Annotated in this window: 23 protein-coding genes; 14 read left to right on the top strand and 9 right to left on the bottom strand. The window is 38.5% G+C overall.

The annotated features are described in order from the left end of the window. The first annotated feature begins 40 nt into the window (after positions 1-40). The 7 genes from MKX41_RS16010 (at position 41) to MKX41_RS15980 (ending at position 4,859) form a co-directional block, all read left to right on the top strand. Positions 41-724: an AbiTii domain-containing protein gene (locus tag MKX41_RS16010; RefSeq protein WP_340971779.1), complete on the top strand. Its 684-nt coding sequence runs from the start codon at positions 41-43 to the stop codon at positions 722-724. 252 nt (positions 725-976) lie between these two features. Beyond that, a complete protein-coding gene (locus tag MKX41_RS16005) occupies positions 977-1,804 on the top strand; it encodes a hypothetical protein (RefSeq protein ID WP_340971776.1) in 828 nt (275 codons plus the stop codon). A 335-nt stretch (positions 1,805-2,139) separates the two neighbouring features. Beyond that, positions 2,140-2,625: a DUF4238 domain-containing protein gene (locus MKX41_RS16000; protein ID WP_340974942.1), complete on the top strand. Its 486-nt coding sequence runs from the start codon at positions 2,140-2,142 to the stop codon at positions 2,623-2,625. A gap of 7 nt (positions 2,626-2,632) precedes the next feature. Beyond that, a complete protein-coding gene (locus tag MKX41_RS15995) occupies positions 2,633-2,872 on the top strand; it encodes an SEC-C metal-binding domain-containing protein (protein WP_340974939.1) in 240 nt (79 codons plus the stop codon). Between the two features lie 24 nt (positions 2,873-2,896). After that, the gene (locus MKX41_RS15990; protein WP_340971772.1) at positions 2,897-3,595 is read left to right on the top strand and encodes a metallophosphoesterase family protein; all 699 of its coding nucleotides are present in this window, start codon (positions 2,897-2,899) and stop codon (positions 3,593-3,595) included. Positions 3,596-3,667: 72 nt separating this feature from the next. After that, positions 3,668-4,423: a UPF0489 family protein gene (locus MKX41_RS15985; RefSeq protein ID WP_340971769.1), complete on the top strand. Its 756-nt coding sequence runs from the start codon at positions 3,668-3,670 to the stop codon at positions 4,421-4,423. A 73-nt stretch (positions 4,424-4,496) separates the two neighbouring features. Further along, positions 4,497-4,859 carry a hypothetical protein gene (locus MKX41_RS15980; RefSeq protein WP_340971766.1) on the top strand — a complete coding sequence of 121 codons (363 nt, stop codon included), beginning with the start codon at positions 4,497-4,499 and terminating at the stop codon, positions 4,857-4,859. A gap of 465 nt (positions 4,860-5,324) precedes the next feature. Here MKX41_RS15980 and MKX41_RS15975 read toward each other — a convergent pair whose 3' ends face one another. From MKX41_RS15975 to MKX41_RS15965, 3 genes are all read right to left on the bottom strand, one after another. Continuing rightward, positions 5,325-7,067 carry an ABC-F family ATP-binding cassette domain-containing protein gene (locus tag MKX41_RS15975; protein ID WP_076284494.1) on the bottom strand — a complete coding sequence of 581 codons (1,743 nt, stop codon included), beginning with the start codon at positions 7,065-7,067 and terminating at the stop codon, positions 5,325-5,327. 363 nt (positions 7,068-7,430) lie between these two features. Then, positions 7,431-8,678, bottom strand: a complete 1,248-nt coding sequence (locus MKX41_RS15970) for a CynX/NimT family MFS transporter (RefSeq protein WP_340971763.1) — start codon at positions 8,676-8,678, stop codon at positions 7,431-7,433. Between the two features lie 296 nt (positions 8,679-8,974). After that, positions 8,975-9,538, bottom strand: a complete 564-nt coding sequence (locus MKX41_RS15965; protein WP_076284496.1) for a helix-turn-helix domain-containing protein — start codon at positions 9,536-9,538, stop codon at positions 8,975-8,977. Positions 9,539-9,701: 163 nt separating this feature from the next. On the opposite strand from MKX41_RS15965, the gene MKX41_RS15960 reads away from it, so the two are divergent. After that, positions 9,702-10,055 (top strand): cyclic-phosphate processing receiver domain-containing protein, encoded by a 354-nt coding sequence (locus tag MKX41_RS15960; protein WP_340971761.1) that lies wholly within the window; start codon positions 9,702-9,704, stop codon positions 10,053-10,055. Between the two features lie 94 nt (positions 10,056-10,149). Then, the gene (locus tag MKX41_RS15955; protein ID WP_042190426.1) at positions 10,150-10,440 is read left to right on the top strand and encodes a MazG nucleotide pyrophosphohydrolase domain-containing protein; all 291 of its coding nucleotides are present in this window, start codon (positions 10,150-10,152) and stop codon (positions 10,438-10,440) included. A gap of 60 nt (positions 10,441-10,500) precedes the next feature. On the opposite strand, the gene MKX41_RS15950 is transcribed toward MKX41_RS15955, so the two are convergent. Then, complete coding sequence (locus MKX41_RS15950) at positions 10,501-11,250, bottom strand: SDR family NAD(P)-dependent oxidoreductase (RefSeq protein ID WP_042190424.1); 750 nt, start codon at positions 11,248-11,250, stop codon at positions 10,501-10,503. Between the two features lie 163 nt (positions 11,251-11,413). Here MKX41_RS15950 and MKX41_RS15945 point away from each other — a divergent pair, with 163 nt between their 5' ends. From MKX41_RS15945 to MKX41_RS15930, 4 genes are all read left to right on the top strand, one after another. Then, a complete protein-coding gene (locus MKX41_RS15945) occupies positions 11,414-12,325 on the top strand; it encodes a LysR family transcriptional regulator (RefSeq protein WP_340971754.1) in 912 nt (303 codons plus the stop codon). 116 nt (positions 12,326-12,441) lie between these two features. Then, entirely contained in the window at positions 12,442-18,891 is a 6,450-nt protein-coding gene (locus MKX41_RS15940; protein ID WP_340971752.1) for a phosphodiester glycosidase family protein, read from the top strand. A 486-nt stretch (positions 18,892-19,377) separates the two neighbouring features. After that, on the top strand, positions 19,378-20,037 hold the full coding sequence (locus tag MKX41_RS15935) for a helix-turn-helix domain-containing protein (RefSeq protein WP_042190416.1): 660 nt from the start codon (positions 19,378-19,380) through the stop codon (positions 20,035-20,037). Between the two features lie 119 nt (positions 20,038-20,156). Then, positions 20,157-20,465, top strand: a complete 309-nt coding sequence (locus MKX41_RS15930; RefSeq protein ID WP_042190413.1) for a hypothetical protein — start codon at positions 20,157-20,159, stop codon at positions 20,463-20,465. Positions 20,466-20,648: 183 nt separating this feature from the next. On the opposite strand, the gene sda is transcribed toward MKX41_RS15930, so the two are convergent. The 5 genes from sda to MKX41_RS15905 form a co-directional block, all read right to left on the bottom strand. Continuing rightward, positions 20,649-20,822: a sporulation histidine kinase inhibitor Sda gene (sda, locus tag MKX41_RS15925; RefSeq protein WP_081382883.1), complete on the bottom strand. Its 174-nt coding sequence runs from the start codon at positions 20,820-20,822 to the stop codon at positions 20,649-20,651. Positions 20,823-21,039: 217 nt separating this feature from the next. Continuing rightward, complete coding sequence (locus MKX41_RS15920; RefSeq protein WP_042190411.1) at positions 21,040-21,372, bottom strand: LytTR family DNA-binding domain-containing protein; 333 nt, start codon at positions 21,370-21,372, stop codon at positions 21,040-21,042. A gap of 21 nt (positions 21,373-21,393) precedes the next feature. Next, entirely contained in the window at positions 21,394-21,513 is a 120-nt protein-coding gene (locus tag MKX41_RS15915) for a cyclic lactone autoinducer peptide (RefSeq protein ID WP_143759448.1), read from the bottom strand. Beyond that, complete coding sequence (locus MKX41_RS15910) at positions 21,510-22,037, bottom strand: accessory gene regulator ArgB-like protein (protein WP_340971747.1); 528 nt, start codon at positions 22,035-22,037, stop codon at positions 21,510-21,512. The genes MKX41_RS15915 and MKX41_RS15910 overlap by 4 nt, the downstream gene beginning before the upstream one ends. Continuing rightward, positions 22,018-22,683 carry a hypothetical protein gene (locus MKX41_RS15905; RefSeq protein WP_340971745.1) on the bottom strand — a complete coding sequence of 222 codons (666 nt, stop codon included), beginning with the start codon at positions 22,681-22,683 and terminating at the stop codon, positions 22,018-22,020. Before MKX41_RS15905 ends, MKX41_RS15910 begins: the two co-directional genes overlap by 20 nt. Positions 22,684-22,820: 137 nt before the next feature. Here MKX41_RS15905 and MKX41_RS15900 point away from each other — a divergent pair, with 137 nt between their 5' ends. Then, complete coding sequence (locus MKX41_RS15900; protein WP_340971743.1) at positions 22,821-23,339, top strand: DinB family protein; 519 nt, start codon at positions 22,821-22,823, stop codon at positions 23,337-23,339. Positions 23,340-23,420: the final 81 nt, after the last annotated feature.

Here is a 23,420-nt window from a genome sequence, read left to right as displayed (position 1 = left end):
ACTTAAAGTAAAAGGATTATTTCATGAGGAGTGAACGCATATGGCTAGAAGTCAGCTTTTGAAAGATTTGGTGGGCAGTAACGCAGATTTGGAAAGTGTACTCACCAGATTGAAAATTATATTAACTGATATTGATAATGAACTTTTAATGAATTGGATTGACGGAGAATTAAGAGGTTATACTGAAAATCATGAACTTCCAGGATATAGAACTATTAGTGGTGTTATTATAGGAACTTATGTTATCAATTATCGTACACAGTATACAAATTCAGAGGTTCCACTTGAATTATTGCTTTCACAAGAGATGGTTGATGAAATAAAAGTAGTGAATATTACAGATGGTATTGCGAGTATACAAAAATTGCTTAATGGGGAAAGCAGAGATAGATACGCTAAACAAATACCCACAGCTTTCTGTCACAAGATTTCAAAAGGGACGTTTCAGATTGCTCAGATGAGAGTTAATATTCCTTCTAATAATGTAGAAGGGATTGTTGCAAATGTAAAATCCAAACTGGTTGATGTGGTTATGGAACTTGAAAAACAATTCGATAATTTAGATGATCTCGATATTAAATCTCAAGTTGAAGAAGATCAAATTAAAAGAGAGCAAGTTATATATAACATAGGTCAGATAGTGTACGAAGGCTCAGTAGAAATAGGAGATGGAAATAAAATTAAAAAATCGGGCATTGGAAAATGGCTGGGGGGTGAGAAGTAGTGGGAGACATAAAAATTGGAAATGGCAACAAGATAAATAAAACAACAATTGGTCATCAACAGAACTCTAATAACAACTTGAACAACAAACCTCCAAAGAAAAAGTCTTTCGCTGAAAGACATCCTATATTACTCTCTGTTATTATTTCGCTAATTACAGGTTTTGTACTATTGTTTTCATTTTGGAAGCAGATTGTTTATTTTATCGAGAATCTATTCTAGTGAAACGATGATTTTATTATAAAGGATAATAATGGAGGGGAATATAATCGACTGGAGCATCTTGCTGACAAGTACTGCAGTTAATGCAGTAATTGTTGGCGTTGTCGGAGTTTGGTTGAGGGGACGTATAGATCAAAAAGTTGAAAGAAATAAGCAACATTTTGAAAGAGAAAAGATGGTATTGTCTAATGAAACACAAAAAAGCATCGAAATTTTAAAGTCAAATATAGGTCAATTGAGCAGTCTAAAGCAAAAAAACCTAGATCATTATCACTCTGTGAGTCAAGGTGTGCAAAATAAAAGAATTGAGGCGATTCAAAGCGTGTGGTGTGAATACTTAGATATTCGCAATAGTACTTCGCCTTTAATTAATTTCTATTCGCTTTTGTTGCCAAAGGAGTACCTCAATGAAATTAATAAGATAGACGAAGAAGATAAATTACGATTGAAAACTATTGAGGAAACATATCTCCCAAATGGATTAGACACTCTTCCTTCTTTGTATAAACTGGAAGTTCAACGTCCCCTACTTGGTGAGATAGTATATTTTAAATTTCGGTCAAGTATTTTGATTTTATACAGACTAAGATATCTATATTCAAGCATGGTCAGAAAAAAAGAAGCGATTCTTTGGACTGAGGATAGGTTGTTTATAGATCATGTTAATGTAGTTTTTAGCACAGACACCTTAACTCCTGGAGAAATTCCACTAGTTTTAGATAATCCTTTAAAACTGTTACAGTTGTTTGGTGCAATTGAATTAGAGATAAACAGAACTATTGAAAAAGTAATCTCGGGTGATGTTAGTGCAGAACTTAGCATGGAGAGAGTGAAGAAGTTAAATCAGGGATACCAATAAAATTGGCATTTTATGTTCCAATAGAAGTTACAAGATTGCTTTTACAAAAAAATCCTCTACAGCTTGCAATCCTTTTTTGTGTTCTTCTGGATCACCTGAAACAAGAATATCAATTTCAAAACCTCTCTTGTTTTTCTTTTTGTAGATTCTTTTCGAACCATCTTCAAATTCTTCGTAGTTATATAATTCTCCACTGAAAAAGATCTTTTTACTCTAATTCATCTCTCCTCAAAATACATTTTAGTTTCCTGTTTCAAATTGCACATTTATATTCGTATAATTTACTTTTATTAAATGTATTTGACGGTCTTCATAAAGAAGATAAGATTCCCTTGATGTTGGAAAAGATAATGGATTCGACGTACTTAGTGGAATTAAGCAGAACAATAATTACGTATTATGATTTCTCAATTATAAAAAGTGAAAACCATGATTTTTTATTAAGTGATCATTATGTGACTACTTCGGCATTAAGTATTAAGGGGCAGTATGTGAACGTAAGTAATCGACATCTGGGATTAAAAGATGTGCTAGTACTAATACCCTTATCTAGCAAATACTACATTGCTTACTTCAATGGAGATAAGCCAAGTTATCTAAAAACAAACCAGATTAATTTACTGGATCATGAGCAAGTTAAACAAATAAACAGAACAATCTTAAATAATTCCTACACTAAATGTATAGGACAGAATAGAGAATCAATAGAGGCAATTGTAGACGATTTTAAATATGAATCCCCTTCACGAGCTGTAGTAGGATATGAGTCAGGAAAACAGACTGCAGCACTGAGAAAGAAAGAAAGAAGTATTCTTTTATGATAGAGATATTGAACAATGGACTTTCTTCCGAGAACTAAAACATACTATTAATAGATTCACTGAAAGGAATGAGATTTGTAAATGTGGAAGTGGACTCAAATATAAAAAATGTTGTTTGAATAAAAGTGAAAGAAATTATTCGATTGTTAACAATATGCACAAAGAAGGACACCTCATAAAAATCAAAGCTCATCCAGAAGCATTGGTAGAAAAAGCTATTGACGAGTATAGTTTTATGTCTAAATAAAATATGACTTTGATTAAAAGGTAGGTGATACGTCTGATCTATATAACAGGAGATATTCACGGCTCAATAAGCGTTGGTAGTCGCTTTAATACCAAGAACTTTCCCCAAGGCAAGAAGTTAACCAAACAAGACTATGTAATTATAGTAGGAGATTTTGGCCTATTATGGGCTAATGACAGGGAAGATTTATTTTGGTTAAAGTGGCTAACCAATAAGCCATGGACAACATTATTCATTGATGGAAATCATGAAAATTTTAATCTACTCGAAGATTACCCCATAAGCGAATGGAATGGTGGCAAAGTTCATCATATTACACCAAGTATTATTCATTTAATGAGAGGTCAAGTATTTGAGATAGAAGATAAGAAGTTTTTCACTTTTGGAGGAGCTGCCTCTCATGATAAGGAGTATCGCAAGCCAGATAAATCATGGTGGGAACGTGAGATGCCAAGCGAAGATGAGTACAAAGAAGGGCTTGATAGTCTCAATATGAACTATTGGGTTGTTGATTATGTATTAACACATACCTGTTCCTACGATGCTTTAGAATGGATTTCTCAACGTTACGGAGTGCACATGGAAATAGATCAGATGCATAAATATTTCAATGAGATTAAGTCTAAATTGGAATATCAAAAGTGGTTCTTTGGACATTTTCATTATGATTCTGAGCTGCCAGATAGTCAGAGATTATTATATAGCGATATCATTAGAATTTAGTAGGATGAAAGTGGCACTTCATTAGAGGCCTGACCTGAGAAGGGAAGGGAATTGATAGGGGGGATTTAACAAATGAACTACCCTTGGAGTAAAGATATTGACTGGAAGTTACAGTCAAAAGACAAACGAGTGTACATTATGCGAGACCATAATTGGGCATTTGCTGCTTGGGAAATATCTAAAATAGAGAATAGAATTCAAGAAGGTTCAATAGTTGTTCATGTTGATTCACATTTTGATGATGTGCCAGATGGTTTAATAGTAAAAGGTTTATTTGAAGCAAAATCCAAAGAGGATATCATGAAGGTAAGTAGAAGCTATGACAGATCATCGAGGCAAGTTCCTGAGTCGAATTTGATGCACATAGACAATTTTATTTGGGCATCTGTAGGTAGAGAAACCATTGAAGAAGTGATTTTTGTTTCAAGAGACAACCTAGAACTTAACGATATCTCAAATGTACGAGAAGAGTATGCACATTGTCTCCACAGCAACTGCAAGTATAGTTCAAAACTATTCCGTCATAGTGGAGAATTTTTGAGTTCATATGACAAGAAAAGCTTTGCAGAGTACATAGGAAATAGGTCTGCTATTCTAGACCTTGATATTGATGCTTTTAATAATAGCGACATCATAGGAGATTCCGATTTTATTTCAGAAGCAACAATAAGAGAGTACGTTAAAGGCTTAAATGAGTTATATTCATGGAATTTAATAACAATCTCTATTTCGCCTGATTATTCTGGAGGAGCTACAGGGGCATCATATTTGTTGGATATAGTCTTGAGTGAGTTGGAGATAGGTTTAACCGATATGGAGAAATGGTAGGGTAAGTTTATAAAACAAATATTTTATCTAAAAGGAGACATATGAACTTGAAAAAATAGTGGGAGTGTGAAATATGAAAAAAATATTATTGGTTTGTATTATGATAATGTTGATGCTAGCATCGGCTTGTGCAAATGTTGAAATGACATCAAATCCAAATACCTCTAGTGAGCCTAAATCTGAAACAGATGAGTCTATTATTCCAAAAAACACATCCGTTTATTGTGCTCAAGAAAGTATAAATTTGGATAGTGAAACTGAAAAATATTTCTATGGAACTTGGAAAGTTGAGAAGCTTTTAGGATTTGCAAATTCATATAATGATGCTTCTGAATATCCAACAGGGCAAAATTTATTGGAGATGAAATTATCATCAAAAAAGACTTTTTTTCATCAAAAGGACTTAAAAACTATAGTGTTTATCAATATGAACTAAAAAAACCATTATATGAGATTACAGCGACATGTTATAACTCTGACTCTTTTTATAGATTATATAAAATAGATATCCCAGACTTAAATATAAATGATGTAGTAAAAGTAATAAATATAAGTGACCCTTCTACAAACCTTGGAATACCTTTAAGTTTTTTTGTTGTTAATAACGATAGGCTTATCTTGTTAGCAGAGGCAACTATTTTTGAGCTTAAAAAAATTACTGATTAAACGAATGCGATTCTGAAAATACTTGATATGGAATGGCGTTTATTATTTACGTTGTATTATAAATAGAGATCCCAACAAATTTCTATGACCAAAAATGTGTTGGGAAAGATTTTTAATGATAAGTGAACCACTGTCCGATTCAAGAGATATCAACAAATCAATGCAGTAAAAAGACACTGAGATCTTATCCATCAGTGTCTTTTTAATAGACATTTTCCCGCCAGAGGGTTGTAGTTTAAAGCAACTTAATCAGCTCTTCTAGCTCGTCAACCATACCTTTTGCAAGTTCAAAATTATTGTCTTTTAAAGCTAATTCTATTTTCATTTCAACTGCTTTTTTATTTTGTTCATTTTCTAAATAATCTTTATCAAAATGACTGGCATAAATCATCTTTCTGAATTTTCGCATACTCATTTTTCTAATCGTCTTATCGTCAATGATTAATACATAATCCATACCATTTACTACAGAATAGAAATCATGAGAAATCATGAGAATCGCACCTTTATAGTCTTCAATGGCTTTCTCCAGTGCGATTTGTGTATAGGTGTCTAAATGGCTTGTCGGTTCATCAAGAAGCAATAAGTTTGCTTTGCTAGCAGAAACTTTTGCCAATTGCAGTATATTTTTTTCGCCACCAGATAAAGATTCTATCTTTTGATTAAGAATTTCTCCTTCAAAGCCATAGTTTGAAAGATGTGCTCTAATCTCGTCATAAGTTGCAAACCCAGCATCGATGAAGTCTTCTAGTATGGTATTAGAATCCTTTAGCACTTCGTCTTGAAGCTGAGAAAGATATGCCACTTTAATATCAGCATTTATTTCAATTGAATCATGATTATTTTTAAAGATATCTCGGAGTAAAGTCGTTTTCCCGGTACCGTTTGGACCGATAAGGGCTACTTTATCTGTAGGTTTCATCTCAAAGTTAACATTTTCTAAAATCAACTCATCAAAGGAAACACTATAATTATTCACATTTAAAACAGTGATATCTTCTTCAATTTCATTGTCCACACCAAAACTGATTTTCGGTTGCTTAATATCAACGAATGGCGCTTTAATTTTTCGCGCTTCCAATCTTTCTTGAAACTTAACCCTAGCTTTTAACGCTCTCCCTCTAGATGCTTCTGAATTATAGGTTGCGATCGCTCTAAGATTATCAATAATGTTATCGTATCTCTCTATTTCTTCTTGTTCAGCGACTGCGATTTCTTGTAACTCAATTTTCGTCTGAAGTAATGAGAAGTTATACTCAATATATCGCCCATCGAACTCTTGGATCTCCATGTTTTCAAGGTGTATAATTTTGTTAAAACAATGATTCAATAGATAACGGTTATGCGTAACAACTAGCAATATTCCTTTGTGAGCATTAATAAGATTTTTAAGTGCATTTAGGTTTTCAAAATCTAAAAATACATCGGGCTCATCCATAATCATTAAGTCTGGACTAGTCAGCATTTCCTTCATCACTTGAATAAGCTTGAATTCCCCACCACTTAGATCGGATACCCTAGCATCTTTTAGCTTCAAAAGGTTGGCTAAATTTAGTTTCTTATTAATATTGCTTTCAAAATCATTTCCATCCATTAAATCAAAGGCATCTAGAGCTAATTGATACTTTTCGAGTAATGAATCAATATCTGATGATGTTTCCATTTCAGTGAGAATAGCTGTTATTTCATTTTGTATCTTAATAAATTCTTCTCCTATATATTCAAAAACGGTTGTTTCTTTAGTTCTGTCTACTTGTGAGAACTGACTTACATATCCAATTTTGCAGGTTGGGTCAATTTCTAACTTGCCTTCGAACAAATATTTTTCTGGATCCATCAGTATATCGATCAGTGTACTTTTACCACTGCCACTTGTTCCTATAAAAGCGCAATGTTGTGCTTCTTCTAACGTAAATGAAATGTTTTTATATAGTTCTTTTTGCGGAAATGCGAAGGATAAGTTATCAACTTTTATCATAGTATTACCTTTCTTTATAACTAAATTAGTGAATATGAATAGAAAGATTGAAGATCATAGATTTTGAGTTTACCGTTGATAGAGTAACACTGTTTACATACAACTTCAATCATTTCGAAATAAAGTTGTTTGTGAAATCGAAAAATCCGACTTAGAACAATAGGATCACGCCTGCACAGGTGTCGTCTTATAGCTCGATTACATCTGGCAGAAGTAAATGAAACAGTAATTTAAGAAGAGCTTGATATACAAAAAAACACTCCTTTATTGGGTTCGGAAAATCCAATAAAGGAGTGTTTTTTTGATTGAATCTAAAATTCACAAATCATTGCTCGCCCAATTCTTTTACTTTAAATTATGAATTTATGATTTAGTAGGGCCCACGAATTGATTTCTAGAAGCACCTAGACCAAATATAAAGAGTAAGACAGATGCGCCAACTAATATGAAGAGTGGAAGGGTCCAACTGTTTGTTACATCATGCAAATATCCGATTAACGCCGGGCCAATTGCAGCAAGCAGGTATCCAATGGATTGTGCCATACCGGATAGTTCTGCAGCCTGATGTGCATTAACTGTACGTAAGCTGAAAAACATCATGGACAAACTAAAAGCGAAACCTCCTCCGATTCCGAGTATAATGATCCACAAAAGAATCATACTTGGACTCCCGTAAATTAATCCTAGTGTTCCAATCAAAAGCAGAGTCGATGTAATGGCAACTAAAGAACGTTGGCTAGACATGCGCCCAGCAATGATAGGAACGATAAAAGTAAATGGAAGTAGTGCCAGCTGCATAATTGAGAGAAACCAACCCGATTGACTAGAACTGATGCCTTGATGTTTTAGGATTTCAGGTAACCATGCAATTAGAACATAAAATATTGTAGATTGTATCCCCATAAACAAGGTGATTTGCCAAGCAAGCGGGGATCGCCATATATTCATATGATTGTTGACCACCTGCTTATTGCCATCAACAGAAGTTTGTTTCGTCCGATATTTCATTTGTGGTAACCAAAAAATTATGGATACAATGCTTAGAATACCCCAGATTCCCAACGCACCTTGCCATTTCAAACCTAATCCAACTGCAAGAGGAATACTAATACCAGAAGCAATCGCGCCACATAGATTCATGGAAATGGCATAAACACCTGTCATCGTACCAACTTGTTTAGGAAACTCCCGTTTAATAAGACTCGGCAATAATACATTACACACTGCGATTGCAAATCCAATGATAGCCGTTCCGATATACAAATTAACCGCTCCAGTTAGGGAACGTAAAGCAATGCCAATGGTTAAAAAAATGAGGGAAATCAGAATGATGAGTTCCGCTCCAAACTTTCGACCTAATTTAGGCACAAAAGGTGATAACAAGGCAAAAGCAAGCAGAGGGACTGTGGAGATCAAGCCTGCTAAAGTATTGGAAATATGAGTGTTGTCCCGGATGAGACTTACTAAAGGTCCAACCGAGGTTAGGGGAGCACGTAGATTTGCCGCAATAACAATAATCCCCAGTATAATTATCCATCTTGCAGATTGCATGTGGTTTTTATGACTTGATGTTTCATCTTTACTATTAATAAATTGGTTTTGCGAACTCATGATGTCTCCTCCTACATAATTATCTTAAAAATAAATCAATACTTGTACTATCTTTTTATCTATTCTTCTGATCTTTAAAATCTTAACCATTCGCGCGAATAAAATAAGTATATTATAATTAATATATTATAACAACTGGTATATTATAATGTATTAATGTGAATTCAACTTCTTTATATTCATAAATCTTTAATTGGTTATTTTTAAAATGAGCAAAAAAATTACACAAAGAATCCTCGTTGAATGAAGATTCTTTGTGTAATTTGATAATAAAACAAACCGGAATTTTCCGAATATTAAATTCCATATTTTAAGGTGATATGTAGAACAACTTCGCTGTTCGTATGATTTGAATATGAATGTGAACCATCTGCACGAAAACTAATCGAATCATATTGATTCAATGTGTAGATTTCTTCATTAACATGAATGGTAATGGTGCCTGTCATTACCGTCGCAATTTCGGTTGTATTCATATGATGAACTTCCGGATGGTAAGAGCTGTTAGGTTGTAAATATGCACGGTACATTTCGATATCATGGCTTGCATTTTTAAATATTGGTTCAACGACCCAATTCTTTTGATCACTAGCAAATCGTAGTCCTTCACCGGCTCGGTAAAGATTTACAGGATTTTCTGATGAGAACAAAGCCATAAACGGTAAAGATATGCCTTTTGAGATTTTCCATAACATTCCAACCGTTGGATTTGTTTCTCCGCGTTCAATATTTCCAAGGGTAAGTTTGCTCACACCCGTCAGTTCTGATAATTCTTCAAGGCTCAGTTGTTTTTCTTTTCGAAGTTTTTTGAGTGTTGAGCCAACCTGTAATATAATTTGTTTTGGATCATCAACTTCCACTTGATTTCCACCTCATTCGTAGCAAATATATTGTTAAGTATATTAGTTTTCAGGATTCATTACAAAGTCAGTTTGTCATCCTAACTGAAATTTGTATTAGTTCAAATTAAGTTTCAAAGCATAGTCCATCAAATGAACTTTTTGCGAAGAAAAGAGGTTCGATATGATAAATGTTTATCTTGATGATTTGCGAGACTGCCCAGAAGGATTCACTTTGGCTAGAACATTTGAAGACGCTGTAAAACTTTTTGAAAATAATGAAGTGAATATTCTTTCGCTTGACCATGATCTAGGTGAAGACATCGAGGGAAATGAGCTGAAGAATGGGTATGATTTTGTGAAATACTTTTGTGAGCATGGTTTAAGAGCAAATAAAATTTATCAACATACGGATAATCCTGTAGGCAGAATGAATATGTACGAGACCTTGTTGGCTGCTCAACGAAGAGGTTTTATAAATAAGGATATAGAAATTTATTATTATCCCATAACAGTTAATAAGTATAGTGGAGGTTGATAAAAGAGGATTCAGAGGTTAGATTTGTTATACTTCATGTAAAGATGTCCTAATTACTACATAACTTTATACCCTAAAAGCGAGGCGTAACGAAATGAATACATCTGAGTTTCAACAGTATGTGAAGAAGTTCAGTGAAACCAAAGGTTTTGACACGAGCTCCATTGAGCAGAGAATGCTGTACTTAATGACTGAAGTAGGGGAATTGTCCAAAGAGGTGCTATCCGTATCCTTCGACCCCGGTGCAGAGAAGAAAGAAAACTTGGGATTTGAGATGTACGACGTGGTGTGGAATATTTTTGATCTGGCCAATAAACTGGATATTGATCTAGAGCAGGCATTTAAACGTAAGCTGGAAATCAATGAACAGAGATCATGGGAGTAATACAAAACAATCCAAGGACATCCCGCTCGGGAAGCCTTGGATTTTTTGATTTATAATTTTTTATTTAAATGAAGCATAACCTTCATCAGCCATTACAACACTACCGTTAATTGCACTAGCTTCTGGTAAGGAGAGCAAGTATACAGTGTCTGCAACTTGTTCAGGCAATGTTAATTTGTTACCCATTACTTTGCTCTTCATCTGGTCGACCATTCCTTGATCTTTATATCCTTGGATAATTGGCGTATCTACAGCGCCTGGAGCAACGGCAAGCACGCGGATGCCATGAACGGACATTTCAAGTGCTGCGGATTTAGTCATCATAATGACCGCACCTTTGGAAGCGTGATACGCGAATGTACCTGGGGAAGCTAGGAATCCAAATACAGAAGCTGTATTGATGATGACCCCTTTGATGCCGAGCTCACGCATTTTTTTACCTGCTGCGATAATACCGTGGGCAACACCATGCTGATTGACATTAATAACACTATGATAATCTTTAAGGTCTTGGTCTAGTACAGGAGTGACGCGGCCGATCCCGGCATTGTTGAACATAACGTCAATTCTTCCATATGTGGCAACGGTTTTCTCAACCAGTGCTTCTACCTCTTCGTATTTTGAAACATCCGTTTTGACGAAAATAGCTTCGCCACCATCCTTGATAATCTGTGCGACCGTTTCTTCACCTAATTGTTGATTGAAATCGGCAACGACCACTTGATCACCTTTACTTGCAAATTTAATTGCGGTTTGTTTCCCGATTCCACTGGCTCCACCTGTAATTACGGCTACTCTTTTGTCTGTCATTTGGGACTCCTCCTCGAGAAATATAGTTATACTAGAAATATAGGTTCATAAGGTGAAAAGGTTATATACTAACTTATTTACATTGTAGCACTTGTCTAAATTAATTAAAATTTAAGTAAATTTAATAGGTGTTAAGTAAATATTAACTTAGGGAGTGATTCAAATGAATTTAGAGCAATGCGAGAATATCGTAGAAGTCGCAAAGATTGGTTCACTAACCAAAGCTGCTCAGAATCGTCATATCACCCTGTCTGCCATAAGCCAGTCCATAACACTGCTGGAAGCGGAGCTTGGAGTTACTTTGTTCATTCGTTCGCGAGGCCAACGAGCAGTTCCCACAGCAGAGGGACAAGCCATTATCGGCAAAGCAAATGAAGTCTTGATGAAAGTAAATGAATTAAAAGCTGAAGCACAGATCTACAGCGATGCGCTTAGTGGTCATTTGAAGATTGCTACGATTCCGGGACCCATGCATCTAATCGTGAAGGTCATATCCGGTTTTAAAGCGGATTTTCCAAATGTGAAAATAGAGATTTTTGAAAAGGGACCTAAAGAAATTCTGGATAATGTGCTTCAGGATGAAATGGATATCGGACTGATGGTCTCGCCAGAGGGCTTATCAGAGAAACATAAAGGGGTCGTATTCGAGGAATTAATGGAAGGTAAGATTGTTGTAGGCGTACATCCTAAATCACCACTAGCTTTAAATACAATAATTACGCCCGAACAGTTAGTAGGCCAGACGTTGGTTTTATACGATGATCATTACATACAGGACTTTGTGGAGCGTTATTTACTGAAAGTTGGGCCAATGAATATTCTTTTTACAAGCAATAACACCCGTGCCATTGATAATGCAGTTGCGTCAGGACTCGCGATCACGATTGGGATGGATTATTCTTTTCTAAAAACATTTGAGGGTTCTCAGAAGATCATGAAGACGATCGAGCTACGATCACCAGATCATAATACTCCGGGGTCCATTGTTTCAGCTTCTAAACAAGGATCGAAAACGGTCAGAAGATTCATCAACAGGTTGAAACATGAATTTGAGGAGGGGATTAGAAGAAGTTAACAGTATGCCTTGGTAGATTTTATCTAACCTTTACGCTTCCTAGTTAATATGAACCCTATGATGTTGTCCATTTCAGATCGTAATAAGGACAGCCAAGTGGGGAGGATGTCAACACAGTGAGAAGGTATCTAAGGCAAATTAATGTGGCAGTTATTTTTGTTTTGTTGATTTCGTTGTTGCAGCCGGGAGTATTTGTTCACGCTTCCATTTCTGATCTACCAGCAACAAACTACGGAACCGTTATTGATATACGGCAAACAGAGCTTGCACCTGGGGCGATGTACACCTGGATGGATCTTCAGAATGAACGTGGTTTACAAAAGATACATGCAGTGGAGTTCAACCCAGGGCAAGGCCATTTAGAACTGCGGGCAGGTACGAAGGATGGAAAGGTATACGGTATGAAGGGTGCTACAGAAATGGCGGCTTATGCGGATTCGGCTGGAAACCGGGTGATCGCAGGGATTAACGGTGATTTTTATGAAATCTCCGGTTTTGCCACGGGTGTTCCAAATGGATTATTTATGGATGATGGTGTAATCCTGAACAGTTCAATTTCAGCTTTTACTTTCGGTTTAAAAGAAGATGGCAGCTCGATTTATGGGGTGCCGAAGCTGACCAAGAACGTAACGATTAATGGAAAAACAACTAATCTAACCAGCATCAACCGTTATCGAAATACGAATGAGCTGGTTCTTTATACGGAAGATTATAATACAACTACAAAGTCGACCAATGAGGGTGACGAGGTTGTTCTAGATATTGTCGAGGGAGAAGTGAAGAGCGGTCAGACCTTGAAGCTGAAGGTATCTGAGATTCGCAACAATCAAGGCAATACGCCGCTTACCAAAGGAAAAGTAGTTTTGTCTGCTAACGGAACGTCTCGTGCTGTTCTGCAGGGGTTATCGGTTGGCGATAACGTTACTGCGACCTTTGCGCTTAGCGGAGAATGGAATGATGTGAAGGTAGCCATTGGCGGCGAAGGGCCGCTGGTAAAAGACGGAGTAGTTCAACAAGGTGTAGGGCCTTTAGGAATTCATCCACGTACAGCCATTGGGACAAAAGCGGACGGAAGTCTCGTTCTATTCGAAGTGGATGGAAGATCTCCAGGTTTTAGCGAAGGTGTAGATACGGATGAGCTTGGCTACATTCTGAAGGATATGGGCGTTGTGAACGCCATGAATCTGGATGGTGGCGGCTCTTCTACTTTTGTGGCCAGAATGCCGGGTGCATCTGGTGTCAAAATGATGAATCAGGGCTCTGATGGCTATGAACGTAAAACCGGCAACGGTTTGCTGGTCGTCAACACAGCCCCAGAGCAATCTACAGCTTCTAAGCTGGTTGTGCAGCCGAATGCGGAACGTATTTTGCAAGGCTCCAGCTTTATGTTCAAAGCAGCAGGAGTGGACGAGAACGGCCATCCGGCACCTTATTCGGGTACGCTGAATTGGCAGGTGGACGCTGACCTTGGTACTGTCGATGCGAACGGAGTCTTCACCGCAGGAACCACTGCCGGCACAGGAACGGTAATTGTAGAGGCTGGGGCAGTCAAAGGCAGTGGGGAAATCGAAGTCGTGGATAAGCTCACAGACCTTAGGTTTCCTGATGAGATCAAAACTTATTCTTCAGGTGCTGCTGCGCAATTAACTGTGAAGGCGCTACGTAATGGACAGGTAATTCAAGCTGACAACCATAGTTTTGAATGGCGAGTTGAGGGCGAGATCGGAAGTGTGGACGAGAAGGGTTTGTTTCAAGCGACGAGTGAAAACGGGAAGAACGGGAAGATTTATGCTAAGTACGGGGACGCCCAGACCTCTTTTGAAGTAAATGTGGGGTTGCCGCCTGTAATGCTGGAGGATTTTGAGAATGGCATTGATAAATATATTGCCTCCAGTGCAGCAGCTAACAGTGTGGCAATTCAGGAAGTGACAGATCAGGATTTTGTCCGTAATGGGGATAAAGCCTTAAAGCTGGAATATGATTTTGTTAATAAAACAGGCACATCGGGTGCTTATTTAGCCGCAAGCTCAACTGCCAATCGGATTCAGATTCCGGGGTATCCTGAGAAAATCAGTATGTGGATCTACGGAGATGGCAAAAAGCACTGGCTGCGGGGACAAATTCGTGATGGCAATAATGCGGCAGTGCCCGTGGATTTTACCGATCAGGTAAATGGTGTGAACTGGACGGGTTGGAAATACGTCGAAGTATCCGTGCCTAAGGGGAAAGCCACCCCGTTAACGATGGATATGCCTGTTCGCTATATGGAGACAAGCAATCTTAACAAGAGCGCAGGTGCAATTTACGTTGATGATATTCGTGCCATTTATGGTCCGATAGAGGAGGATAGAACACCTCCTGTGCTTAAAAATGCCTATCCTGGCGTGAACGAAATTGTCAAAACAGCTACGCCAACCCTTTCCGTCAATGGTGAGGATGATGGTTATGATCCTGTGGTGCATCCGGGAACGACCCTAATCGATCCGGACAAAACACGAGTATATGTGGACGATCAAATAGTGGAGCATGGCTTTTATCCTCCAAAAGGTCAAATCACTTATAAACCAAAGGTTCCGCTTACAGAAGGCCGTCATAAAGTAAAAGTTGCCATTCGCGATTTGAGCGGTAACCAGACGATAAAAGAATGGTATTTTACAGTGAATTTGGGCTCTCCATTCTATGTGTACAAAACACCAGAAGTCATTTATGCCGGGAACACTTACACTTTGGATGTAACGGCAGAGAAAGCGGGTAAGCTGAAGGAAGGAAATCTTACGTTTGCTTTTAATCCGGCTGCAGTTAAAGATTTGCAGGTGATTCGAGGGGATAAGGTATCAGAAACGCAAATGGAATCAATCATTGATTCAGCTTTGGGCACTGTGCGTCTTAACCTAACGAATATCAATTCCTCCAATCTACGAGATACGGATCTCATCGGACAAATTCAATATACGGTTCGAAATGATTATGTGGGTCCCTTTACTCAGGAGCAGCTCGCTGGGGAGACAAGCAAACCTTTTGTAATTGAAAATACATCCGGATCTGTAACTTCGACAGAAGGTGCCGGGGTTCCTATTTCTTTTATTGGAGCGGCTGTTGAATCTCTTGTAAAGACACAGTTGATGCTCACTTGGAACCATTATGATCTTGCGAAGGGCTTTGATGTGTCTTTTGCGGTAAAAGATCTGAATGGAAGTGTCGTTGAAGGTGCGAAACTGTTGTTCGATGGATTGGAGGTACAAGGCGCAACTTCAGGGGGAAGTGGGACACTTACTACTGGCCTTGTCACTTCAGCAGAAGGAACTTTTAAATTGCAGGCGGTAAAAGGAAATACCTATAGTCCTGTAATGACGTTCAAGGTTGCTCCATATGACGGTACTGCTGCCCCGCGTAATGTTAATGTTACGATGGGCCAGGATGCAATAACTTCTCGCCAGTTCACTTGGCAGACAGAACCGCTAACCGTAAATACTGTAGTAGAATTGGTGAAAAAGGCAGAATTCACAAGCTTTCAAGCCGCGAATGTAATGAAAATTACCGGCAACAGTTCAATTTACAACACCAACAATGATGGAACGATGCGAGTTCATAAAGCGGAGGCAGTAGGGCTTATCCCTGGAACCGAATATGTATATCGTGTGGGGGATGGGGAGTCAAATGTAAGTGAGCAAGGAACCTTCGTTACAAGCGGAGGGGAGAGCGCTTCTACAAAATTCCTGTTTATCGGAGATTCTCAAGCAGATTCTAAAGCTGGATTTGGTCTTTGGGGCAATACGATAGACGCTGCTTTTGCCTATATGCCGGATGCTGAAATGCTGGTCCACGCTGGAGATATGGTGGATAAAGGCTTTGAACAAGAGCAGTGGAACTGGTGGTTTGGTGCAGCCCAAAAGCAGCTGATGAATACCACGCTTGTTCCGATTATTGGGAACCATGAAGTGATGGGAACCAATGGCGATGGGGATTACCTGGCGCAATTCAATAACCCGCAAAACGGTGCGGCGAGCGTAAAAGGTACGAATTATTCTTTTGACATTCAGGATACACATTTTGTGGTTATGAATACAGAGCATTCAGGTGCTCCGTTCACTGAACAGGCAGAGTGGCTGGATCAGGATCTATCTGCTACAGATAAAAAGTGGAAGGTGATTTTTTTCCATCAAGGGCCCTATGGCAGCATCTATTCGAATGAACAGGTGCAAGCAAAGTGGGTGCCGGTGTTTGATAAGCATAATGTGGATCTAGTGATGAACGGCCATGATCATATTTACTTGCGAACTTTTCCAATGAAGGATGGTAAGCAGGTAGCAGAAGGCGAAGGCACACGATATGTTATCGGCGGTTCCTCCGGTCCTAAGTTCTATGCGCTGACGCCACGTTTTTGGCAGGAAAAAATATATGACGAAGATGAGCAAATCTATACGGCTGTTGAAATTGGGAAGAACGAGATTACGGTTACGGCAAGAACGGTAGACGGTGTAGAAATTGACCGTTTAGTGATCGAAAATTTTGTTCCAAAATCCATTAAGCTGGATCAAATAGCTGTTGAGCTTGAGCCTGGTGCTAGTCTGCAATTGCAAGCTAAGGTAGTGCCGGATGAGGCTAATCATCTGACAAAAATTTGGTCCATCGTTCCTGACACGACAGAATCAGTAGTTACCGTAGATGGAAATGGCTTGGTTACAGCTCTAAAACCAGGGACAGCTAAGGTGAGAGTCACAGTGGCAGGTTACCCGAATGTTTTTGCGGAAAGTAAGATAACTGTAGATGCGCTGCAAGCGATTAAGCTTCAGGGCAAAGGACAACTTAAACCAGCAGAGGTCGACCAGACAGTCACCGAAGCTGTCTATGCATCCGGTAAACGAATCCCAATATTGGATGGACTTCATTATTCCAGCTCGAATGAGCATATTGCTACAATCAATGAACAGGGCTTGGTCCAGGCTCATCAGGAAGGCTCTACTGTGATCTCAGTAACCTACAGGGAGTTCGCCTCGGAGTATAGTCTCGTCGTAACAAATGATGAGGCTCCTATTCTTACAGAAATAACGATAAAAGGGCCGGATTCGCTGGAACAGGGAAATAAAGGCTCCGTTGTTGTTCAGGCGGTATATAGTGACGGAAGCAAGCAAGAATTGGTCGAGGGCGTAAGGTATGATACATCTGATCATTCCATTGCAATGATTAGTGAGAATGGGGAGCTTCACGCATTGAGTGCTGGTATAACAAAAGTCAGCGCTGTTTATAAGGGGTTCAGCACTGAATATATTTTGACAGTGACTGAGAGCACGCCAGGTACGACTCCGACACCAAGCCCAGAGCCAACACCGGAACCAACACCAAGCCCAGAGCCAACACCAACACCAGGAGGCTGGGTGCCGGGACCTGCTGTGACACCAACGCCAACTGCTACACCGACACCAACTCCGTCGGCATCTGCACAAACAGGTGTAGTAACTATAACAGCCTCTCAACTGTCAGAGAACAAGAATGCTCAAGGTGAAGTTGTGGTTTCTGTTGACGGATCGGTTACGGAATTGCTTTTGCCAAGCAATGTGGTTGAACTGCTTGGACGCGCACCGCTTAGAGTGGTTATGCAGGATTTATCCGTTACGATTCCTGCTACAGTACTGGCAGAACTTAGTAAGCTAATCTCAGCTGAGGCTCTTGCCAAGAGTACGATTTCACTACGGTTGAACACTTTAGCTAGTAATACAGCCGTGGATCTGTTGGATCGTGCAGGTACACTAGCTGGAGCACAATTGAGAGCGAAAAGTGATCTGCAAGAATGGTCGCTCAGCATCCTCACAGAAAATGGCCAGTCCTTCTCATTAAGACAGTTTGCAGAGCCGATCACGATTTCATATAAGGTCGGTGCGACTGTAGAGCAAAGCTTACTGGGTATTTATTTTATGGATGATGCCGGTAAGTTGGAGTATATGAGCAGTACATGGATGAATGGTTATCTATCTGCTGCTGTCAGTCATTTTAGTAAATATGTTGTATTAGAATATGACAAAACATTCAATGATCTGAAGCCGGATCACTGGGCTTACCTTGCTGTGAAGCAGCTTGCGGCAAAACAGCTTGTACAGGGGGTAGCTGTGGATCGTTTCGATCCAAACCGTGCGGTTACACGTGCGGAGTTTACAGCGATGTTAGTCCGTGCGCTTGGCTTAAAAGGTCAAGCAGTAGCTGGTTTCACTGATGTACCTGCTGATAAATGGTATGCAGAAGCAGTAGGGTTAGCAAAACAAGCTGGAATTGTTAACGGTCAGACCGCTTTACTGTTTGAACCGGATGCCAAGATCTCTCGTCAAGAGTTGGCAGCGATGCTGGCTCGTGCATATGCATACGCCAATAACAGCGTATCTGTAGCTAGTCTTAACGTTTCAGCATTTAATGATATTGGCACTGCACAACAATGGGCTCAAGGGGCTATCAGCGAGGTGTACAGACTTGGATTGATGCAGGGACGTGCTGTAGCGCAATTTGCTCCGAAGCAAAACGGCACACGTGCCGAAAGTGCACAGATGATCCTCAATCTGTTGAGTGTTTTGGAGTAACGATTATGGCCAGTTCCAGGTTGTTGGGACTGGCTGTTTTTTTAACAAATTGGATTAGCTGGAAGCACACAATGGTTTGCATACAGTAGATGGTTTGGGATCATTATGGTGTATTGCAGCTATTTCAACTTTTTGGTGGTCTTTTTCCAAGTTTTCGGACATCATAACTCTTATTGTCATACTTTTGCACCAAACCGTAGTATATTTAAATGAACAGTTGCATCTGAGTCCGATAGCTGAGTGAAATGGCATAAATCAGCTTAATAAGATCTCCTCGGTCCGATACGCTGTAATTCCCAACCAACGATTACAATCCAGAGCCTGGCAGATGAGTATCAAATATTCTCCTATATTTTGGATATCTATTATTATATTGGGTTTTTGGTACTAAGAATCACCCTTCAGAGGCAAGTAATTACTAGTATTAATTGTTATAAGCCAACACAAATTGTTATGTTGTGTTATGATAGTAGGGAGGTGACTCCCATGAATGATTTTGAGAACTATCCCGATGAGCTGGGTAATTTCATTCGGCACATCAGAAAGACGAGAGGGTTAACCTTAAGAGGATTGGAAGAAAAGAGCGGCATAAGTTACTCACAGCTTAGCAAGATCGAGCGTGGAGAGAGCATTCCGCTAAAAGACAATCTGGACAAGATCATCGAAGCACTTGGAACAGATCTGAAGAATCGGATGTATCATTTGGCAGACTATATGCCAGATATTGAATATATCAAGACCTTAAAGCATGGTTATGAGCTGCCACAGCTTAAACAGTCTCAGGACTACATTTATGAGACGGCATTTAACAAGCTTAAGGAATTCAGGGCAAAGGAAGGTAAAGAAACATCTTACGTTTCCTTTGATTCTAATGAAGTCATAGTTTATGAAACGGAATATGGGGCAGGAATGGTAATAGAGAAGATTGAGAAATACAATCTTACCGACGTCCTGAACGATAAGTTTGAGGGTTGCCTCGACTCCTTAAGAAAGAGCCCTCGGAAAGGGCGTCAAGCCTTTCTATTTGGCGAGTGGTTACGGGAGTGCGTTTATGAGCTGAAGGAAGAAGAACAGGATCAGGTCATACAAGCGCTCAAAGAATTTACGCAGTTTAAAGTACAACAGATAAAGGGTGCTTATAAATAATGTGTGTTTCATAAATGATCTCAAAAATGAATAATGTTGCCCTTTCTTGCAGCCATCTATTCATCTTGATCCATAAACTAACAACTAAAAATGGTTTGACAGAAAAGGGGATATTAATAATGAAAATTAACATGAAGTTTACCAGCAAGGGAAAAGTCGCTATAGAGAATTTTAATAACGAGGAATTGCTGGAGATCTTCGCACGATACATCAAGACATTATCCAAAAAGTATGATATCGAAGTTGATGTTCCTCTTGAAGAGAATCAAAATATTGTTGGTGATGGCGCTGTAATTGCGACTGCACAAAATGTGAAATGCGATGTAGAAACATTTTTCAAAGAGCTGGGTAGAGATATTAAAGTTCCTTTGAAGAAAAGACTTGGCGGAAAATTGGAAAATGTATTTAAAACGGAAATTACGGAGTAGAAGATTACTCTATTTCAGGGAGTAGTCCTTACTGAACATAAAGAAGGTAGGGCCTTCAGGAGGCTCTACCTTCTTTATGTTGATGATGTTAACATGAAGACAATCTAGAGAACACTCGCAGTGAAGCCTTAGGAAGTTATGTAATTATGTCATAATTTGCGAATTAATTTGTGTATGGGGATGTTATGATTTTTCAGTTTGAATGAGATCTCTACTGTCTAAGATCTCTCTAACAATCTCTATGAAATCTGGTAAAGCTTGTGCCTCAAGCGCTAATTTATAGATGTTAAGTAATTCTTCATCAGATATTGATTCAAGAGATGAGGGGCGTGGTGAGGGATGAAAATAGTAATTCATTTGGTTCCTCCATCATATATTTGTTATTATTACACATTTATATATATGGTATCATTTGGAATACAATCCGTCTCCTGTCATTCATCCTACGAATTTTCCTTTACATCTTAGGGGAATTATGGCATAATGACTATTTTTATGTGATAATAGATTGGTTTACTTTGAATTTTAATAAACAAAAACAATCCCGACATGTATAGTACATGTCGGGATTGTTTTAATCAGAGTCTTTCTTATGAGTAGATAAGTACTTCTTTAGGCGAGGTTCATTGGATTCCGAAACGGTAGTGAACTGCTTACCTTGATTAAAGCATACAATCTTGCGTCCGGGATCATAGCCTTCTATGTTGTTGATATTAACGACGTTGCTGCGGTCAAGGCGTTCGAATCCCTTACCCTCATACGCTACGGAAAGATCGGAAAGCGTGGTGGGGAGAATAAATTCGCCTTCTTTCGTATGGACGAATATTGTATTCTTATAATTCGAGAAATACAATATATCTTCCTCTAGAATATCACTAGAGGAACCGTCTTTCTGTAAGACACGCATCTTTTCCCCATCCTTGTTTGATTACTTGCGCAGTTCTTTCGGAACTTCAGGACTGTAAAGTGCTGGTTTTAGAATTGTTGCAAAAACAACAGCAGAAGTAGCTAGTATGTTAGATGCATAACGAGCTAAATTTTTCTTCATTCGATTGGCCTCCTTTGTAATGGAATTATAACTGTAAAGGATTGAACTAAAAATGCCAATCCAATGACAGACGAATGGATCCAAAAATTCAAAGAAACCAGAATTATGGAAATGATCTTTAAACCCAAATACCATTCTTTAGGAATCTGAGCATTAGCATCAGGATTTGGAGCACATAGAATCATTACAAGCAAAGAAAAAAGATTAATCCAAATAAAATGGTTATGTATTAAATAAGTGATATGAGGGATCAGTGAACAGATAAAGATAGATACAATATTGCAGGCCCTTGCGGTTTTTAGATGCACACCACCAGAAGACATTCTTAGGAGTATGAAGCTAAATAAGGCTAAGAATGTTTCCTTTAGCTGTCCTGTGAGCCCGCCAATGCATAACGAGGTTATAATGATTAATAAAGTATTCAGAATAATGCTAAGGGCATAATGCATGATTTCAATGGAATGTGTTTGCTCGGGATTACTTTTCTTAATGACCTCAACAATCTTAAGAGTTAAATGATTCATAATTATTTCTATCCTTTTTGTAGGAGAAATAAAGATATCCCCATAATATTATTCCATAGAAAATTGGGATCAAGAAAAAGAAAAAGGATTCAAGAAAGTAGCTGATTGAAGTAATGACAATTAGTGTAGGAAGATTAAGAGCGAATAGTATTTTTTCGCTAGTCGTTGGTTTGATTTTTACATCTGGTTTATCAGGTACAAAGTCAAATCCAATACGTTTATGACCCACATACATACCAATGAGAATCGCGGTTAATGCTGATAAGATCTGCATTGTAATCATGTTTATTGTAATCGGGTTCGAAGTATTTAGAGACATGTTGATTACAGAGTCTAATAGATACATAAGACTGGGTTGAATCACAAAGTATGTTTGATAGACCATCCCGGTTAATATAGAAGCATAGAAGGGATGAATCCGGAATAACAGCCACATAAAACAAAGCATTAGCGCATATTGTGTGAGGATATCTAATTGAAATAACTCATATTTGATTCTAATTGAATAAGAAAAAAAGCCCATGATAAAACTAGCAAACACCATCTCTTTATGATAAATGTCAATTTTAAAGATTTTGAAAGCCAGAAAGAACATTGCATATGTCTCTAGTCCTGAAAATAATATAAACAGAATAAAATCTATCATGCCGACACTCCCGATGTCTTCTAGTATAACTAACCCTATTATTGCAAGTATCGTATAAAATGGACTAAAATACAACAACTACAGTATAATTTTCCTCCTATTTTTTCAAAAAAATTCAAAATGAGAGGGGTTTAGACATGGATCGACGTCCAGAAAGCAGTGAGTATCTTGAAGAATTATCAAAGTATGTCGATTTAGTGCCAGTTGAAGGGGATATTTGCACTATTTTTAGAGCGCAGACGGATGAGATTTGTAGCTTTATTTCGAACCTTACGGAAGAACAAGGAGAGCATCGTTACGCTCCTGATAAATGGAGTATTAAGCAAATGGTTGGCCATCTAGCGGATACTGGAAGAATTATGTCTTATCGTTTGTTGCGCGTTGCAAGAGGAGATAAGACCCCGCTGGCAGGCTTTGATGAAAAGGACTATGTGCCTACCGCAAATTTTGAAGCACACACTCTAGAAAAACTACTGGCTCATTACAAGCTTGTCCGAGAGTCAACGCAAGCTCTGTTGGACACTTTGCCGGAAGATGCATGGACTCGTAAGGGAACGGTTAACAATGCAACCATCTCCGCGAGAGCAGTGGCGTGCGTATTGATTGGGCATGATCATCATCATTTGAATATTCTTAAAGAAAGATATCTGGTTTAATCGAATTTTATTTTTAAAAAAGCATTCCTGAGGCCATTGCGGCTTCGGAATGCTTTTTTAGCTAAAGGTATATATTTTGGG

Source organism: Paenibacillus sp. FSL R5-0475 (assembly GCF_038004585.1).
Lineage (GTDB): Bacteria > Bacillota > Bacilli > Paenibacillales > Paenibacillaceae > Paenibacillus_AQ.
This window is presented reverse-complemented; position numbering and strand designations above follow the sequence as displayed.

Bases quoted from the DNA above. Each gene is read 5' to 3' on its own strand.
- MKX41_RS15975 (WP_076284494.1), bottom strand. From the start codon at position 7,067: ATGATAAAAGTTGATAACTTATCCTTCGCATTTCCGCAAAAAGAACTA.
- MKX41_RS15915 (WP_143759448.1), bottom strand. From the start codon at position 21,513: ATGAAGAAAAATTTAGCTCGTTATGCATCTAACATACTAGCTACTTCT.
- MKX41_RS16010 (WP_340971779.1), top strand. From the start codon at position 41: ATGGCTAGAAGTCAGCTTTTGAAAGATTTGGTGGGCAGTAACGCAGAT.
- MKX41_RS15980 (WP_340971766.1), top strand. From the start codon at position 4,497: ATGAAAAAAATATTATTGGTTTGTATTATGATAATGTTGATGCTAGCA.
- MKX41_RS15985 (WP_340971769.1), top strand. From the start codon at position 3,668: ATGAACTACCCTTGGAGTAAAGATATTGACTGGAAGTTACAGTCAAAA.
- MKX41_RS16005 (WP_340971776.1), top strand. From the start codon at position 977: ATGGAGGGGAATATAATCGACTGGAGCATCTTGCTGACAAGTACTGCA.
- MKX41_RS15900 (WP_340971743.1), top strand. From the start codon at position 22,821: ATGGATCGACGTCCAGAAAGCAGTGAGTATCTTGAAGAATTATCAAAG.
- MKX41_RS15945 (WP_340971754.1), top strand. From the start codon at position 11,414: ATGAATTTAGAGCAATGCGAGAATATCGTAGAAGTCGCAAAGATTGGT.
- MKX41_RS15930 (WP_042190413.1), top strand. From the start codon at position 20,157: ATGAAAATTAACATGAAGTTTACCAGCAAGGGAAAAGTCGCTATAGAG.
- MKX41_RS15910 (WP_340971747.1), bottom strand. From the start codon at position 22,037: ATGAATCATTTAACTCTTAAGATTGTTGAGGTCATTAAGAAAAGTAAT.
- MKX41_RS15950 (WP_042190424.1), bottom strand. From the start codon at position 11,250: ATGACAGACAAAAGAGTAGCCGTAATTACAGGTGGAGCCAGTGGAATC.
- MKX41_RS15920 (WP_042190411.1), bottom strand. From the start codon at position 21,372: ATGCGTGTCTTACAGAAAGACGGTTCCTCTAGTGATATTCTAGAGGAA.
- MKX41_RS15960 (WP_340971761.1), top strand. From the start codon at position 9,702: ATGATAAATGTTTATCTTGATGATTTGCGAGACTGCCCAGAAGGATTC.
- sda (WP_081382883.1), bottom strand. From the start codon at position 20,822: ATGAATTACTATTTTCATCCCTCACCACGCCCCTCATCTCTTGAATCA.
- MKX41_RS15970 (WP_340971763.1), bottom strand. From the start codon at position 8,678: ATGAGTTCGCAAAACCAATTTATTAATAGTAAAGATGAAACATCAAGT.
- MKX41_RS16000 (WP_340974942.1), top strand. From the start codon at position 2,140: ATGTTGGAAAAGATAATGGATTCGACGTACTTAGTGGAATTAAGCAGA.
- MKX41_RS15955 (WP_042190426.1), top strand. From the start codon at position 10,150: ATGAATACATCTGAGTTTCAACAGTATGTGAAGAAGTTCAGTGAAACC.
- MKX41_RS15905 (WP_340971745.1), bottom strand. From the start codon at position 22,683: ATGATAGATTTTATTCTGTTTATATTATTTTCAGGACTAGAGACATAT.
- MKX41_RS15935 (WP_042190416.1), top strand. From the start codon at position 19,378: ATGAATGATTTTGAGAACTATCCCGATGAGCTGGGTAATTTCATTCGG.